At 68.5% G+C, this 14788-nt stretch carries 10 protein-coding genes; 1 reads left to right on the forward strand and 9 read right to left on the reverse strand.

Annotation, left to right across the window (positions count from 1 at the left end):
• Position 1: 1 nt before the first annotated feature.
• Both CIK81_RS07640 and CIK81_RS07645 read right to left on the reverse strand, forming a co-directional pair.
• The gene (locus tag CIK81_RS07640) at positions 2-1342 is read right to left on the reverse strand and encodes a M48 family metallopeptidase (protein ID WP_096163599.1); all 1341 of its coding nucleotides are present in this window, start codon (positions 1340-1342) and stop codon (positions 2-4) included.
• Between the two features lie 201 nt (positions 1343-1543).
• Positions 1544-2995, reverse strand: a complete 1452-nt coding sequence (locus CIK81_RS07645) for an aldehyde dehydrogenase family protein (RefSeq protein WP_114307194.1) — start codon at positions 2993-2995, stop codon at positions 1544-1546.
• A gap of 118 nt (positions 2996-3113) precedes the next feature.
• Here CIK81_RS07645 and CIK81_RS07650 point away from each other — a divergent pair, with 118 nt between their 5' ends.
• Positions 3114-4280 (forward strand): MauE/DoxX family redox-associated membrane protein, encoded by a 1167-nt coding sequence (locus CIK81_RS07650; RefSeq protein ID WP_096163601.1) that lies wholly within the window; start codon positions 3114-3116, stop codon positions 4278-4280.
• 160 nt (positions 4281-4440) lie between these two features.
• Here the strand turns inward: CIK81_RS07650 and CIK81_RS07655 are convergent, their stop codons facing one another.
• From CIK81_RS07655 to CIK81_RS07685, 7 genes are all read right to left on the reverse strand, one after another.
• Positions 4441-5802, reverse strand: coding sequence for an HTTM domain-containing protein (locus CIK81_RS07655; RefSeq protein WP_096163602.1), 1362 nt, complete (start codon positions 5800-5802; stop codon positions 4441-4443).
• Positions 5793-6545, reverse strand: coding sequence for a DUF5819 family protein (locus CIK81_RS07660; RefSeq protein ID WP_096163603.1), 753 nt, complete (start codon positions 6543-6545; stop codon positions 5793-5795). The genes CIK81_RS07655 and CIK81_RS07660 overlap by 10 nt, the downstream gene beginning before the upstream one ends.
• Positions 6546-6656: 111 nt before the next feature.
• A complete protein-coding gene (locus CIK81_RS07665) occupies positions 6657-9485 on the reverse strand; it encodes a choice-of-anchor G family protein (protein ID WP_114355584.1) in 2829 nt (942 codons plus the stop codon).
• A 401-nt stretch (positions 9486-9886) separates the two neighbouring features.
• A complete protein-coding gene (manA, locus tag CIK81_RS07670) occupies positions 9887-11089 on the reverse strand; it encodes a mannose-6-phosphate isomerase, class I (RefSeq protein ID WP_096163605.1) in 1203 nt (400 codons plus the stop codon).
• Positions 11090-11091: 2 nt separating this feature from the next.
• On the reverse strand, positions 11092-12150 hold the full coding sequence (locus CIK81_RS07675) for a hypothetical protein (RefSeq protein ID WP_096163606.1): 1059 nt from the start codon (positions 12148-12150) through the stop codon (positions 11092-11094).
• Between the two features lie 186 nt (positions 12151-12336).
• The gene (locus tag CIK81_RS07680; protein WP_096163607.1) at positions 12337-14088 is read right to left on the reverse strand and encodes a pyruvate dehydrogenase; all 1752 of its coding nucleotides are present in this window, start codon (positions 14086-14088) and stop codon (positions 12337-12339) included.
• A 105-nt stretch (positions 14089-14193) separates the two neighbouring features.
• Positions 14194-14661 carry a hypothetical protein gene (locus tag CIK81_RS07685; protein ID WP_114306882.1) on the reverse strand — a complete coding sequence of 156 codons (468 nt, stop codon included), beginning with the start codon at positions 14659-14661 and terminating at the stop codon, positions 14194-14196.
• Positions 14662-14788 lie beyond the last annotated feature (127 nt).

Here is a 14788-nt window from a genome sequence, read left to right on the forward strand (position 1 = left end):
ATCAGCTCTGCGGCGGCTGCGCCGGAGGCTGCTGGCCCGTGTGTCCCGGCCCGGACTGACCCGTCGGCCCGAAGGGATTCATCGACTCGGCCACCAGCGGACCGCGGGCATCATCCCGGTACGGCCCCGGCGGGAAGCTGTACCCGGTGCGGGAGGAGAGCTCGGGGGCGGCCAGCTGGAGCGCCCGCGTGGCCGGGCGATCGCTGTAGTCCGCGCCTGGGAAACGACCGAACTGGCCGGCCGAGCCCGCCGGACGGGAGAGGTCCGCCGCCTCGAGCATGCCGAGCGCGTCGCCCGGCGTCGGGAAGTGCGAGGACCACACGTGGCCCGGGGGCAGCGGGGACTGGAACACGGTGCCCGACGGGCGGGTCCACAAGGAGCCCGGCTTGGTGCGGTCGCGCAGGGCGTGCGCGCGCCAGGTGGTGACCGGGTGGGAGGACATCAGGTTCACCCAGTGCACGAAGAAGCTCGGATCGGTCGCGGCACGATCGGCCAGCTCATGCACGTTGACCTCGGCGTTGAGGTACTTGCCGCCGGAGAGCGCGGCGACCACGCCGGGCGAGCCCTCGGGGGCGAAGGAGTAGCCGAAGTTGTCCGCCGTGTACTCCTGGGTGCGGGACAGCGCCGGGCCCAGGATCGGGATCATGTTGATCACGGTGGAGAACACGAGACGGAAGTAGGAGACGTGGCCGGCGGCGAGGTGCCCCACCTCGTGGCCGATCACGAAGCGCAGCGCCTCGGGGTCGCGGGCCTTCCCACCGATCTCGAACAGGTCGGAGTTGATCGCGACGAAGCGCCGGAAGCCGTGGCCGGCGGCGAAGGCGTTGATGACGCCGTTGCCCAGCTGCACGTAGGCGTCCGGCACGCGCCGCATGCCGTACTGCTGGGCGGCCTCGACCACCATCCGGTAGCCCTCGGGGAACTGGGTGGGGCTCATCCGCACCGCGCCGGTGCGCAGCTGGGCATACATCGTGGCGCGGATCCACCAGTAGACGATCGGGGCGAGCGGCAGCAGGACGGCGAGCTGCACGAAGAACGGCAGGACCCCCACGTACTGCCACAGCGTGTCCACCGTGGCCTGGCCTTCGGCGAACCAGAGGTAGATGGTCGTGCCGATGAGGGTGATCCAGGCGAGATAGCCGATGACCGCGAGCGCCACTCCGACGCCGAGCAGCCACAGCTCCCAGGGGTGCCTGACTCCGCGTCGGCCGACGACTCCGTGGACGGTGGCGCCGTTGAGGACTGTCGGGTCACCGGGGCGGTGCGGATCCTTCGGGGCGGTGAGGCCCGGCTGCTGCTCGTCGGTGGAGGGCCACGGGGGCCCAGGGGGTGGCGTCGTCATAGGGGCTCCTCCGTATATCGGCCCGCGGTGGGTCACGGCACGACGCTAGACCGTGTTCCTGTGCTGAGCCACCCTGGATGCCGCTTCGCGGCTGATCATGGACGCAGGGCGGAGCGAGTCCAGCCGAACGGCGACCCCGGGTTCGCCGCTCGTCGGACCCCGCTCCGTGCGGAGAGCCGGACGGTGCATGACCGGCACCGTTCAGCGGAACAGCCGGCCCAGCAGGGCGTTCTTCGCCCCGCGGTACGGCGGGTACACGAGCTTCAGCGTGTCCGGCGTGAGCGGCTTGCGGGCGACGGGCTTGGCGTGGGTGAACGCCTCCAGCCCGGCTCGGCCGTGGTACTGGCCCATACCGGACTCCCCCACGCCGCCGAACGGCAGGGCCGGGGTGCCGATGTGCGCGAGAGTCATCCCGATCGCGAGGGAGCCCGACGAGGTCTCCGTCGCGAAGCGCTCCTCGATCTTCTTCTTCGCGGTGAACACGTAGGCGGTCAGCGGCTTGTCCCGCTCACGGATGCGGGCGATCGCTTCGTCGGGTCCGGAGACGGCGAGGATCGGCAGCACGGGCCCGAAGATCTCCTCGCCCATCACCGGGTCGTCCCAGTCCACGTCGGTCATGATCGTGGGCGGCAGGTAACGGTTCCTGCGGTCGGCGGTGGCGGTGCCGCCGAGCACCGCCTTGTCGTTGTCGATGAGCGCCCGCACCCGGTCGAAGTGCTTGCGATTGACCATGCGGCCGTAGTCGCGGGCGCGCTCGGGCCGGTTCCCGTACATCGCGCGCGATGCCCGGCGCAGATGCGGCACGAGGTGCTCGATGGTGCGCGGTGTGGCCATGAGGTAGTCGGGGGCGACGCAGGTCTGCCCGGCGTTCGTGAACTTGCCCCAGACGATGCGGCGCGCGGCCACGGCGAGGTCCACGCCGTCGTCGACGAACACCGGGGACTTCCCGCCCAGCTCGAGCACCGTCGGCGTGAGGTGCTCCGCGGCGGCGCGGGCCACGATCCGGCCCACGTGACCGTTGCCGGTGTAGAAGATGAGATCGAAACGCTGCTCGAGCAGGATCGTCGTCTCCTCGACGGCACCCTCGACCACGCGCACCCAGTCGGGATCCAGATGCGCGGCCACCAGGTAGGCGATCGCGCTGGACGTCGCCGGAGCCACCTCGCTCGGCTTCAGCAGCACGGTGTTGCCCCCGGCGATCGCCGCGATCAGCGGGGACAGCGTGAGGTTCACCGGATAGTTCCACGGGGCGATGATCAGCGTGGTGCCCAGCGGCTCGCGCCGCAGTTCGGCCGACGCCGGGGCGAGCATCGCCCCCAGGGAGAACCGCTCGGGCTTCAGCCAGCGCTTGAGGTTCTTCGAGATCTGGCTGATCTCCTCGCTGACCACTCCGAGCTCGGTGATCGCGCTCTCGAGCCGGGACTTGCCCAGATCCTGCGCGAGCGCCTTGGTGAGCCGGCCGCGCTCGGCGCGCAGCCCCTGCTGCAGGGCCTTCAGCTGCGCGAGACGCGCATCGACACTGCGGGTGGTGCCTGCCTCGAACGAGTCGCGCAGCGCGGTCACGTCATCGGTGATCCGGGCGCGCAGGGCGTTATCGGAGGCGGTCTCCGGCTGGTCGGCGGAGGTGGTCGAGGAGTTCACGTCAGTCGCCATGGGTTCAGCGTAGGGCTCACATTGCGCACACGGTGGGCTCGGCTCCACGATGCCTCCGAATCCCGGACAATGGACACGTACGACGGGCCGAGGCGCGGACCGCCGAGGGAGGAATTCGATGACGACCCTGCTGATCGCGGCACCGATCCTGCTGTCCCTGACATTGCTGTTCTCCGGGCTGGCGAAGCTCGAGGCGCGTCAGGGCACCGAGGACGCGATGACCTCGCTGCGGATCCCGCTGCGCTCCTTCCATCGCTCGGTGGCCTCGGTGCTTCCGGTGGTGGAGATCGTGCTGGCGCTGGCGGTGTGGATCCCGTTCGTGCCGCTGCAGGTGATGGCGTCGGTGGTGATCGCGTTGCTCATGCTCACCTATCTGGTGATCATCGCGCGGGCGCTGAGCTGGGAGGAGACCGTGGAGTGCTCGTGCTTCGGCACGCTCGCCTCGCCGACCGTCTCGCGGACCACCTTGGTGCGCAACATCGTGCTCTCGGTGCTGGGCGTCCTGGGGGTGATCGCCGCGGGCTCCGGGCTGATGACGCACATCCTCGTGCGTCAGCCCCTGGCCCTGATGGGGCTGGGCACCGTGCTGATCCTCGCGGTGCTGGTCACGGCGCTCGCGATCGGTGGCACGACGCCGGAGGACGACGAGACGGCGCACGCCGCTGACGGTTCACGATCCCCGCGCGACGCGCTCTCTGCCGCCGGCGCGCAGCCTGTGAGCGATGCGCAGTCCGCGGACAGCGCGCAGTCCGCGGGCGGCGCGGCGGCCTCCGCCCGGTTCACGGACTCGGACGACGTCGACGGGCTCCCGGAGGAGGACGAGCTGCTGGACTACGAGCGGGACAGGATCCCGGCGGGCGTCCTGCAGCGCTCTGACGGTTCCCTGATGACTCTGCGCCAGCTCGCCTCCCACCGTGCGGCGCTGCTGGTGTTCGTGAGCGAGGGCTGCGGGCCGTGCGAACGGGTGCTCGACCAGATGCCGCGGTGGATCGAGGACCTCTCCCCCTTCCTGCAGGTGAAGGCCGTGCTGTCCCGTCCGGTGGATCAGCTGCGCGAGCGCACCACGGGGCGCGTGGGCGAGCATGCCCTGCATGATGTCCAGTTCAGCGCCCGTGAAGCGCTCGGCGGGCGGGGCGCCCCCAGCGCCGTGCTCCTGGGGGCCGACGGGCTCCTGGCCGGTGGCCCGGTGAGCGGGGGCAGCACCGTGATCGAGTTCGTCGACGAGATCTGGGAGCAGCTGCAGCAGGCGCAGGCCGAGGGCGAGCTTCCGGTCGCCGAGGACTGATCACCGGCCGTCCGCTCCAGGTCCGGACAACGTTGGGGCGCCCATCCGAGGATGGGCGCCCCCTCGAAGGACTCGCTGAGCGCACTCCCTCCGGCGAGAGAAGCCACGTCAGGATGCGTGGCGAGCGATCAGATCGGCGGGAAGGCCGTCACTGCCGATTTCACTTCTTCCTGATCGTCGAAGCGGCTCCGCCGGCTCGGCGCCGTCCCCGCGGGGTCTTCTGCGCGGTGGCCGCCGCGTCGACGAGGTTCTGCTCGTCTGCAGGTACCGATGATGCCGACCCTTCTGCCGTCTCAGCGGGATCGGACCACGCGTCCACGCCGTCAGACGTCACGTCGCTGTCGGAGGTCGCGGAGTCGTCAGCGCTCTGCGTCGAGTTATCCGTGTCGTCCGCGACCGGGAACTCGGACTCCGAATCGACTGTCGAGGACTCGGCCGTCCTGCCACCGTCCGCCGCCGAGTCGGAACCGTCGGCGCCTGCAGACTTCTTGCCACTGCGGCGACGCATAGCGGTGACACGGACGCCGATGGCCTGCGCGGCCCGGTTCCCGGTGAGCGTGGTGCGCAGCCAGGTGACGATCGCGATCCACGTGGCGCCGGAGACGAGCACTGCATCCGCCGAAGCCATGATCCCGGAGAAGAACGGCAGGCCCATCGCGATCGCGATGCTCACGTGCATGCCGAGCAGCACGATCAGGGCGATACGGCGGGTGATCTTGTTGAACAACAGGAACGGGAACGCGATCTGCGCGAGCACCGTGACGTAGGTAGCGATGACCACCGGGAACGTCCAGTGGGTCATGAAATCCGCAAGCGGTGGGAACACCCCGTACGCCTCGGACTGCAGGGGGTAGTAGACGGCGGTGCCGTTCTGCCACAGCGTGCCCTGGACCTTGTACAGGCCGGCCTCGAGGTAGACGATGCAGATCTGCGCGACGACGAGGCACAGCCCGATGTTGTGCAGCACGGAGCCCGTCTGCGTCTCGGGGCTGCTCTTCTTCGCACGGCGACGCGAGTCCAGCGACCAGCGCCGGGAGACATCCACCAGGATCAAGTAGATGAGCATGATCCGGATGAAGTAGTTGCCGCCGTCGGAGATCGGCGTGTTCTGCCCGTTCAGCGCGGTGTACGCGATGAACAGCAGCGGCGTGACGATACGGGTGCGCCAACCCAGCACGAAGGCGACGACGAGCGCGATCGTGACGACGTACCAGAGCCAGAAGAACCCGCTCCCGGCCTGCTGCAGCAGGTCGAAGGGGAATTTGTAACCGAGATTCCCCCGGTAGGGTTGCCAGTACGCGGAGCCCGGCCCCCAGATGCGGGAGGCGATCGGAAGGTTCACCAGCAGCCAGCCGAGCAGGAAACTGCCGGAGGCGATGCGCATGACCGCAAGCCCGTGGTCGGCGTGCCGGTCGGTGACGAACCATCCCACGATGCGGTCCAGCAGGCGACCGGGCAGGTCACGATTGCCACGTGCCCAGGTGCGAATCGGGGTGGAGTTGCGCGTGTCGGTCACGACCATGCCGCGTACACCTCCTCATCGAACTCCGTGGCGGGACGCCATCCGATGTTGAGCCACGACTGGGATAGTTCCGCAGAGGGATCATGGCGCTTGCTGAAAGGGGGAACAGCTTCACGGAGCATGCGCACCTCGACCAAGGTGACATCGTCGCCGTAGTCTTCGTACATATAGAGGCTGCCGAGGCCCACGGCCGAGTCCTCAAGTCGCTGATAGCGCCGCAAGTTGCTCAGCTGGGACGAGCTGTAGGTTTCCTCCGCCTCGGAGGAGTAGAGATCAACTCCGAACACGGGCTCACCGTCGATGTGGTTCCCCTCAGCTGTGGTCTGCTGCTCACCGGTGAGATTGGAGGCTGCGGACCAGAACCGCCCGTGCATGACCTTCGACTGGCGGGCTCCGCGGTCTGCGAAGATGTTGTAGTCGATCTCCGCGAACTCATCCTCGGTGACGTTGCGCCACGGGGTGAGTTCAGCGCCCGCGTCGGCTCCCCCGGCACACACGTCGTACTCACTGAGGCAGGCCCTCACCACCATGTACTCATCTTTTGAGTAGGGGGCAGGCGCGAAGAGGCTCCAGCCCTGGTCAAGCGGGCCGCGGAAATAGCTGTTCAACGTCGGCTGCAGGGACTCCTTCAGCGGAGTGTTGGGGCCGGTGAAGGCGAGGGTCGCGCCGATGTGGCCAGCCGCGAGGAGTCCGACGATGGTCAGTACGACGGCGGGAAGGCGGTGGATGCGGGGCTTGGCCATGCGAGGGGGTCCGATCTGCGCAGTGTGCCGGGAGGGGTAGGACGAGCCGATGGCCGCCGGGCCGACACCGAAGTGTCGACCCGACGGCCATCAGTGATGGTTACGCGTCACTCAGAGTGCGGAGCGACGGGACACGAGCAGTCCCGCTGCACCTGCGACGACGAGCAGGGCAGCCAGCCCGACCATCGCAGCGGTTCCGGCCGCGCCCGTCTGGGCGAGGCTGCCGGAGCCACCGGACGAGCCGCTGACGGTCGACCCACTACCGTTCGAGCCGCCGCCGCTGAGGCCGCTGCCCCCGGTGGATGACTCGCCGGAATTGGTCGCCGAGTTATCGGCTCCCGAGCCACTGCCGGTAACGGTGAGATCCGCAGTTGCGGAGTTTCCGTCCTCGTCAGTAGCGACGATGGTGTAGTCGCCGGGCTCGGTGCCCTCGAGCACCTCGAGCTCCGTGGAGAAGGCGCCATCGTCATCAGTGACCACAGTGACCGGGTCGCCGACGGGGTTGCCGTCGGAGTCGGTCAGCTGCAGCTCGACCTCGGAGTTGGGCGGGAAGTTCTCGCCGTCAACCGTGATCGAGTCACCGGGTGCGGCGGTGTCCGGGTCCACCGTGATGGTGGGGTCGGTCGTACCGTCCTCAGCGGCGTTGTCGCCACCATTAACCGCAGCATTGTCGCCACCGTTAACCGCAGCATTGTCGCCACCGTTGACCGCAGCGTTGTCGTCACCGTCGGCAGCGTTGTCGTCACCGTCGGCAGCGTTGTCGTCACCGTCGGCAGCGTTGTCGTCACCGTCGGCAGCGTTGTCGTCACCGTCGGCAGCGTTGTCGTCACCGTTCACGCCATCGTTGTCGTCACCGTTCACGCCATCGTTGTCGTCACCGTTCACGCCATCGTTGTCGTCACCGTTCACGCCATCGTTGTCGTCACCGTTCACGCCATCGTTGTCGTCACCGTTCACGCCATCGTTGTCGTCACCGTTCACGCCATCGTTGTCGTCACCGTTCACGCCATCGTTGTCGTCACCGTTCACGCCATCGTTGTCGTCACCGTTCACGCCATCGTTGTCGTCACCGTTCACGCCATCGTTGTCGTCACCGTTCACGCCACCGTTGTCGTCACCGTTCACGCCATCGTTGTCGTCACCGTTCTCGGCAGCGTTGTCGTCGTCGGAATCGTTGGTCACACCAAGATCCGTGGTGGCGGTCTCGCCAGTGGTAGCAGTCCCCTCGACCGTGTAGTCGCCGGCGTCGCTGCCCTCAGGGACCAGGAGCTCGGCGGTGAAGCCGCCGTTCTCATCAGTGGTCACCGTGACCGGATCGCCGACGGGATTGCCGTCAGGATCAACCAGCTGGACATCGACATCAGTGTTCGGCGGGTAGTTCTCGCCGGTCACCTCAGTGGTGTCACCATCGTTGACTGTCCCCGGATCCACGGAAAGCGCCGGATCTTCGGCCACGACGTCGCTCACGCGCACCGTGGAAGAGGCCAGGTCAACATTCACTGCGGCCAGGTTCGGCAGCAGCTCCAGGCTCAGGGCGTTGACCGTGAAGGAGTCCTCACCGAGGTAGCCGGGCTCGGGCTGCTCGTTGATCGTCACGGAGACAACCTGGGTCAGCACACCGGAGAGCACCGGGGACAGGGTGTCCAGGACGGGCTGGATGAGTCCGTCGAGAGTGCTGGTCAGGCCGGTGGTCGCAGTGTCCACGACACCACCGATCACGCCCTGCAGCGGAGTGATCACCGCAGTCTCCACGACCGGTTCAAGCGCGCTGAGCAGGGAGCCGAGCGGGATGCCGAGCAGGTTGCCGTCGATCTCGATCGTCGGGTCGCTGTCGTCGGTGCCGGCAAGCTGACCAAGCGTGGTCTCCACGACGATATCGACGTTAGCCGTCGCGATCAGTGCACGAATCTCCGCGGGGAGCTCAATCCTGAGGCCGACGTTGTTGAACACGTCGTCCACGAGGATCTCGCCGACCTTGGTGGTCACGGTGCCGAGAGCCTCGGTGACCGCACCGGTGATGAGCCCGATGGTCTCCGAATCCAGCAGCTCCGTGTTGGCGGGCAGACCGTTCAGGCCGTCCGGGCCGCCGAGTGCCTGCAGGTCCACGGCGATCGTGCCATTGACCAGGTCGATCTTCACGAGGCCGTTCGAATCCTCGAGGGGCTCAGCAAGAAGCGAGGTGCTGGCTTCGTCGAGAGCAGCGTCGAGTCCGATGAGACCGATCGTCCCGCCGCCAGCCTTGACACTCGCGACGCCGAGGTCGGTATCAATAGCGATAGCTTCGGTGACCTGACCCAGCGCACCGTCCGCCCCCACCGCGCCGTTCAGCACGGTGCCGACATCGGTCAGCGCCGAGTTGAGCTCGGTCGAGAGGTCGCCCACGAGCGGCGAGCTGATGACCAGCTGGCCATCCGCGACCACGTACTCAGAGGTGACCTCTTCACCGTTGGCGGTCGCGGTGGAGCCGAGAGCGCCGAGCTGCAGGGAGAGCTCGTCGACGATGTCGTCCGTGAGCCCGTCGACGCCGGCCTGAGCGAGCAGATCCGTCAAATCGACGTTCGCGCTGCCGTAGGTGCCGTTCTCGATCCCGTCGAGATCCAGACCGCCGCCGTCGCCGACCGCACCGGCACTGGCCGTCGAGGTCGTGGCGTCGAGCGACTCCGTGTAGCTCGAGAGCGCACCAGCCTCACCGAGATCGAGCAGGCCTCGCTCCTCGGCGGTGCCGAGCAGCGGAAGGGTCAGCGAGCCGAGATCGAGAGCCAGGTTCTCGTTGAGGAGATCGACATTGAGCGGCTGGCTGTTGGGGCCCGGGTCGCTCAGGTTGCCCGACTGACTGGTCCCGGCGTTGGCCAGGTCCAGAGCGAGCACGTCGGTGTTGATGACTCGGCCGAGTGCTTCAGACTGATCAGTCTCGGCAGCGAGGGCCGGAGGTACGGACATAAGAGTCAAACCCGCCGTGGCTACCGACGCGACGAGACCCTTGAACAAGGTCGATCGACGCCGAGTCACGGACAGAGGCGGTATATGCAGGCGTTCCACATTCGCTCCATCGTGTGAGAGGGGTGGTGGGTCGCGCACACGAGCAGAGGGCACAAGCGACGCGACGAAGTCACAGAAGTGACCCCTGTGAGGTTCTCAGACAACGTTCGGGAAGTGTGCGGCGCCGACACAAACGACCGACCTGTTGCACGAACGTTATGACAATGTCCGATTTGCCGCTTACCATGCGCTGACCTGCGATTATGTAACCCAGAAGTAACCTCGTGGGGCCGTCGCGACCTGGTCACGGCAACGCTGGCGGCACGATGCTGCGCGCAGACCCAGTGGCTGTCGAGCCCGCCTCAGGGAACGCTCGCTTGAGCGAACCGGCCCACCCCGCCAGCGCGGAGCGCCCCGTCAGCGGCCGGGACGAACACTGCGCGGCCGGCCGTGAGCGTGTGGGTCCCTGTCTCCGTCATCAGAGTGGTCTCGCCGTCGAGCCCGAGCACGATCCGGGGACCGGTTCCCGGCACCGGATGCAGCTTCTGAGGGGGCCCGCCTTCGTCCGCAAGCTGCGTGATCGCGAGCTCGAAGTCGTCGACGGGTGCGTAGTACGCGACCGAAGTGGCGTTCTGCCGTTCGGGGGCTACCCGGAGTGGAGGCGTGGCGGTGACGCTCACGCTCTGGAGCACCTCGTCCACGTGGATCTTCTTCGATGTCAGCCCGGCACGCAGCACGTTGTCGCCGGTCGCCATGATCTCCAGGCCCGTGCCGTGCAGATAGGCGTGCAGAGCTCCGGCCGGCACGAACAGCGTCTCCCCTGGCTGCAGCGTGACGGGGTTCAGCAGCAGCGCGGCGACCACGCCAGGATCACCGGGGTGATGCTCTGCCAGCAGCGACACGAACGCGTCGATGCGAGGGGAGGGAGAGGACCCCGCCCGGGATCGTGCCCGACAGGCTGCCACCACCTCGAGCACCGCAGCCTGGGACGGGCGCATCGAGGTCGAGACGAGGGTGCGGAAAGCCGCGCGCATCCCGTGGGCCGTGGGGTTCGAGACCAGCAGATCGTGCAGCCGATCGGTCAGCTCCGTGCCGAGTCCCTCGAGGATCACCGCCGCCCGCCGCGGAGTGCGGAAGCCGCACAGCGCCGTGAACGGGGTCAGCGCGAACAGCAGCTCGGGCTTGTGGTTCGGATCGCGATAGTTCCGCCGGGCCGAATCCAGGGCGATTCCGGCAGCGCTCTCCGCGGCGAAGGACTCCACCGCCTGTTCCTTCGTGGGATGGACCTGCAGCGACAGCGGCCGTTCCGCCGCGATCACCTTCAGCAGGAAGGGCAGACGATTCTGGAACGCTCTCCCCACGCCCTCCCCCAGCATCTCGGCGGGAGCGGCCGCGATCAGGTCATCGAGTCGCTCCCCGCCGGGCGTCGTCGCCGAGCCGAGCGGGTGGGCACCGAACCAGAGCTCGGCCCACGGGGTGCCGTCGGCTGGGCGGCCCAGGAGGTCGGGGATCTCTGTCGTCGACCCCCAGGAGTAATGCTGCGGATGCCCCTCCAGCTCGAGCATGCTCAGACGTCACCCTCGAGGATCTGCGCGACCAGCCGAGCAGGTTCGTCGGCCGCCACCGGAGGAGCCGACGTCGCAGGCCCTCCGACCTGCCGCATGCCGTAGCGCTCCCAGTACTCGTGCAGCCAGTCCGGGGCGCGCGGGCAGTGCACCCAAGCGGGCAGGCCGCGCACCGCCGCCTCGAGGATGTCGGCGGACATCACCGAGACGACGGGGCTGCGAAGCTCTCGCGGCGCAATCGGCGGGTCCTGGAAGGTGACCCCGCGACGATGCATCAGCGCCTGTGTGGCGCGGGAGAGGCTGTCAGTGTCCTCCGGGCTCGGCTGGTAGAGCGCCCCCGTGGAGCGGCAGAAGGACTGCGCGGCGCCGGCCGTGAGACGTCGCGGGAGCTCGATCGCGCTGAGCTGGCCCAGGAACAGCGGCTGCTCATCCTGCTCGCTCTCTGCGACGGAACCGTCATGGGCGGCCTGCCAGAGACGCTGGGATCCGACCGTGCGCACTTCGATCTCCCGCCGGCCCGAGCGGCGGAATTCGCCGTCCAGCTCGTTCCAGGCCAGCAGGGTCGTGCGTGGGGGCAAGGGCGCGCTGAACGGGGTCACGGTCTCGTGCTGGACGACGGCGTTCGGCACGTCGGCGTACTGCGCCCAGGCATGGACCTCACGGCCCACCCGCCGTTCCCAGCCCGTGGTGAGCACCGCGGTGATGCCGCGACCCGCGAGCGCGGCGCGCGGCTCGAACACCGGACGGTGCGCCCACTCCGGTCCGCTCAGCACCGGCAGATCGACATCCGCCGGCGTGAGCACGTCCACGGTGCCGTGCAAGTAGGTCAGCACGGACAGCAGGCTGTCCTGACTCGCCGACGAGGCTGAGTCGACGCCGAGAAGCACTCGGGACCGGTCCTCCCCGTCGCGCGTGTGCAGCGTGAAGGTCGGAGTGCTCGCCTCCGCGGAGCCGGAGCGGCGAAGAACGCGGGCAGCGGCACCGCGCAGTGCGGCGGGACGACGACGCGTCGCACGCCATTCCTCCCAGCGTTCCAGGCTGTGCGGATGAATCAACGGCATGGTGCAACCCTCCACGTACGACGACGGACCCCGCGCCTCAGCATTCCACATGCGAGCTGTGCCCCACGGGAGACGTGCGGGGCAGGAGACCTCGAGCGACGAGTGAGGGCCTCCCCACGAGTCGTGGCGGAGCCTCATGCACGGAGAAAGTCCACCAGGTGCGCGGTGGAGCAGGCCCGCCCGGACTCACCGCGGCATATTGCGGATGTTCGTCGCCGCCATGTCGACCATCTTGCCGACGCCGCCGCCGAGCACGATCTTCGTCGAAGCCTGAGCGAAGCCACGGATCTGCTGGGCGGTGATCTTCGGGGGCATGGACAGGGCGTCGGGGTCGGTGACCACGTCGATCAGCATCGGCCCCGGAGTGGCGAGGGCGTCGGCCAGCTGCTTCTTGAGCTTCTTGGGCTCGGTGATCCGCACGGAGCCGATGCCCACGCCCTTCGCGATCGCCGCGAAGTCGACATCCTCATGGTCGGTGCCGTAGTCCGGCAGGCCCTCCACGAGCATCTCGAGCTTGACCATGCCGAGGCTGGAGTTGTTGAACACGAGGATCTTGGTGTTCAGCTGGTGGAGCTTCACGGTGAGCAGCTCGCCCATCAGCATGCCGAGGCCGCCGTCGCCGCTCATCGAGATCACCTGGCGATCCGGGAACGCCTTCGAGGCGCCGATGGCCTGCGGCAGGGCGTTGGCCATCGTGCCGTGGTGCCAGGAGCCGAACAGTCGGCGCCTGCCGTTGGGCGTGATGTAGCGGGCGCCCCACACGTTGCACATGCCGGTGTCCACGGTGAACACGGCGTCGTCGTCCGCGAGGTCGTCGAGCGTGGCGGCGACGAACTCGGGGTGGATGGGCTTCATTCGCTCCACGTTCTTGGTGTACGCGGCGACCACGCCGGTGAGGGCCTTGTGATGCGCCTTGAGCATGCGGTGCAGGAAGCGGTGGCTCTTGGAGCTGGTCAGCAGCGGGAGCACGGCCTGCAGGGTGAGTGCCACGTCGCCGTGGAGGGCGAGGTCCAGGCCCACCCGTCGGCCCAGCCGCGAGGCGTCGGCGTCGATCTGCACGATCTTCGGAGCGTTCTTGCCGCCCTCGCCGGGCAGGAACTCGCTGTAGGGGAAGTCGGTGCCCAGCAGGATCACGAGGTCCGCCTCGTGCATCGCGTCGTAGCAGGCGCCGTAGCCGAGCAGACCGCTCATGCCCACGTCGTACGGATTGTCGTACTGCATGAACTCCTTGCCGCCGAAGGCGTGGCCGATCGGTGCCTTGACCCGCTCGGCGAGCTCGAGCACCTCTTCGCGGGCGTCGCGCACGCCAGCCCCGGTGAACAGGGTGACGGTGTCCGCCTCGTCGATCAGCTCGGCGAGGCGTCCCACGGGGCCCGCGGCGGGCTGGACCCGTCCGAGGTCCGTGGCGAGCTCCTTGGTGAGCGGGCCGTCCACCTGCTGGTCGGCGACATCGCCGGGGAGCACGAGCACGGAGACGCCGCTCTTGGCGATCGCGGTCTGCACGGCGATGTGGAGCATGGTCGCGCCGTGGGGGCCGGAGTTGACCATCTCGCAGAAGTGGGAGCACTCCTGGAACAGGATCTCCGGGTGGGTCTCCTGGAAGAACCCGGTGCCGATGTTGGCAGAGGGGACGTGGGAGGCGATCGCGAGCACGGGGGCCCCGTCGCGGTGGGCGTCGTACAGGCCCTGGATCAGGTGGGTGTTGCCCGGGCCGCAGGAGCCGGCGCACACGGCGAGCTTCCCGGTCAGGCGGGCCTCGGCGCCGGCCGCGAAGGCTCCGGCCTCCTCGTTGCGCACGTGCACCCAGTCGATGCCCTCGGTGGAGCGCACGGCGTCGACCACGGGGTTCAGGGAGTCGCCGACCACCCCGTAGATGCGCTCGACCCCGAGGTCGCGGAGCTGGGTGACGAGGAGCTGGGCGAAGGATGTGCGGGGCATCGGTGACCTCCCGAGGTTGTGGCAGCCGGGCCTGGCACCCGACTCGAGTCCGTTGCCTCGAGAGTAGTCCGGCAGGTCGGCGTGGAGGCGACCGTCAGGTCAGCTCTACGACTGCGCAGGCCGTTCGGCCCGCCCGGGCTCCGCCGAGCCCAGCCTGTCCCGCAGCTCGCGGGCCGAGGGGTTACGGAGCGCCTCCTCTCCGATCAGCACGGTCGGCGTGAGCTCGTCGCCGCCGTTCAGGGCGCGGACGCGCGTCTGAGCAGCGTCGTCCCGCCACACGTTCACCCAGGCCACGCGGGCATCCTTGCCGATCTGCAGCATCAGGCGCTCGCAGTAGAAGCAGCCCGGCTTCCAGAGCACCACGGCGTGACCGGAGCCGAGCAGCTCCTGTGCGCGTGCCCAGGAGGTGTGTCGTCCGCGACGGCCCGACCACACGGAGATCGCGATGACGGCGATCTCGCCGACCACCGCGAAGACCGCACCCTCGCGCGGGTCCTCGAGCGCGAGGAACAGCGCCCCGGCGGCCACGACGAGCGTGCCGACCCCGAGGTTCTTCGCGATGCGCCGCTCCATGGGGTCACGGTACTGCGGCTCGATCCGACTCGGCCCGACCCGACCGGCCGCGAAGCGGCGCCGACTTCTTGCGCGAACCCCGCCCCGCAGCGCCCTGAATCGTGCATAGTAGTGAGCGGCAGGTCAC

The organism is Brachybacterium sp. JB7, from assembly GCF_003335205.1.
In the GTDB taxonomy this organism is placed as follows: domain Bacteria; phylum Actinomycetota; class Actinomycetes; order Actinomycetales; family Dermabacteraceae; genus Brachybacterium; species Brachybacterium alimentarium.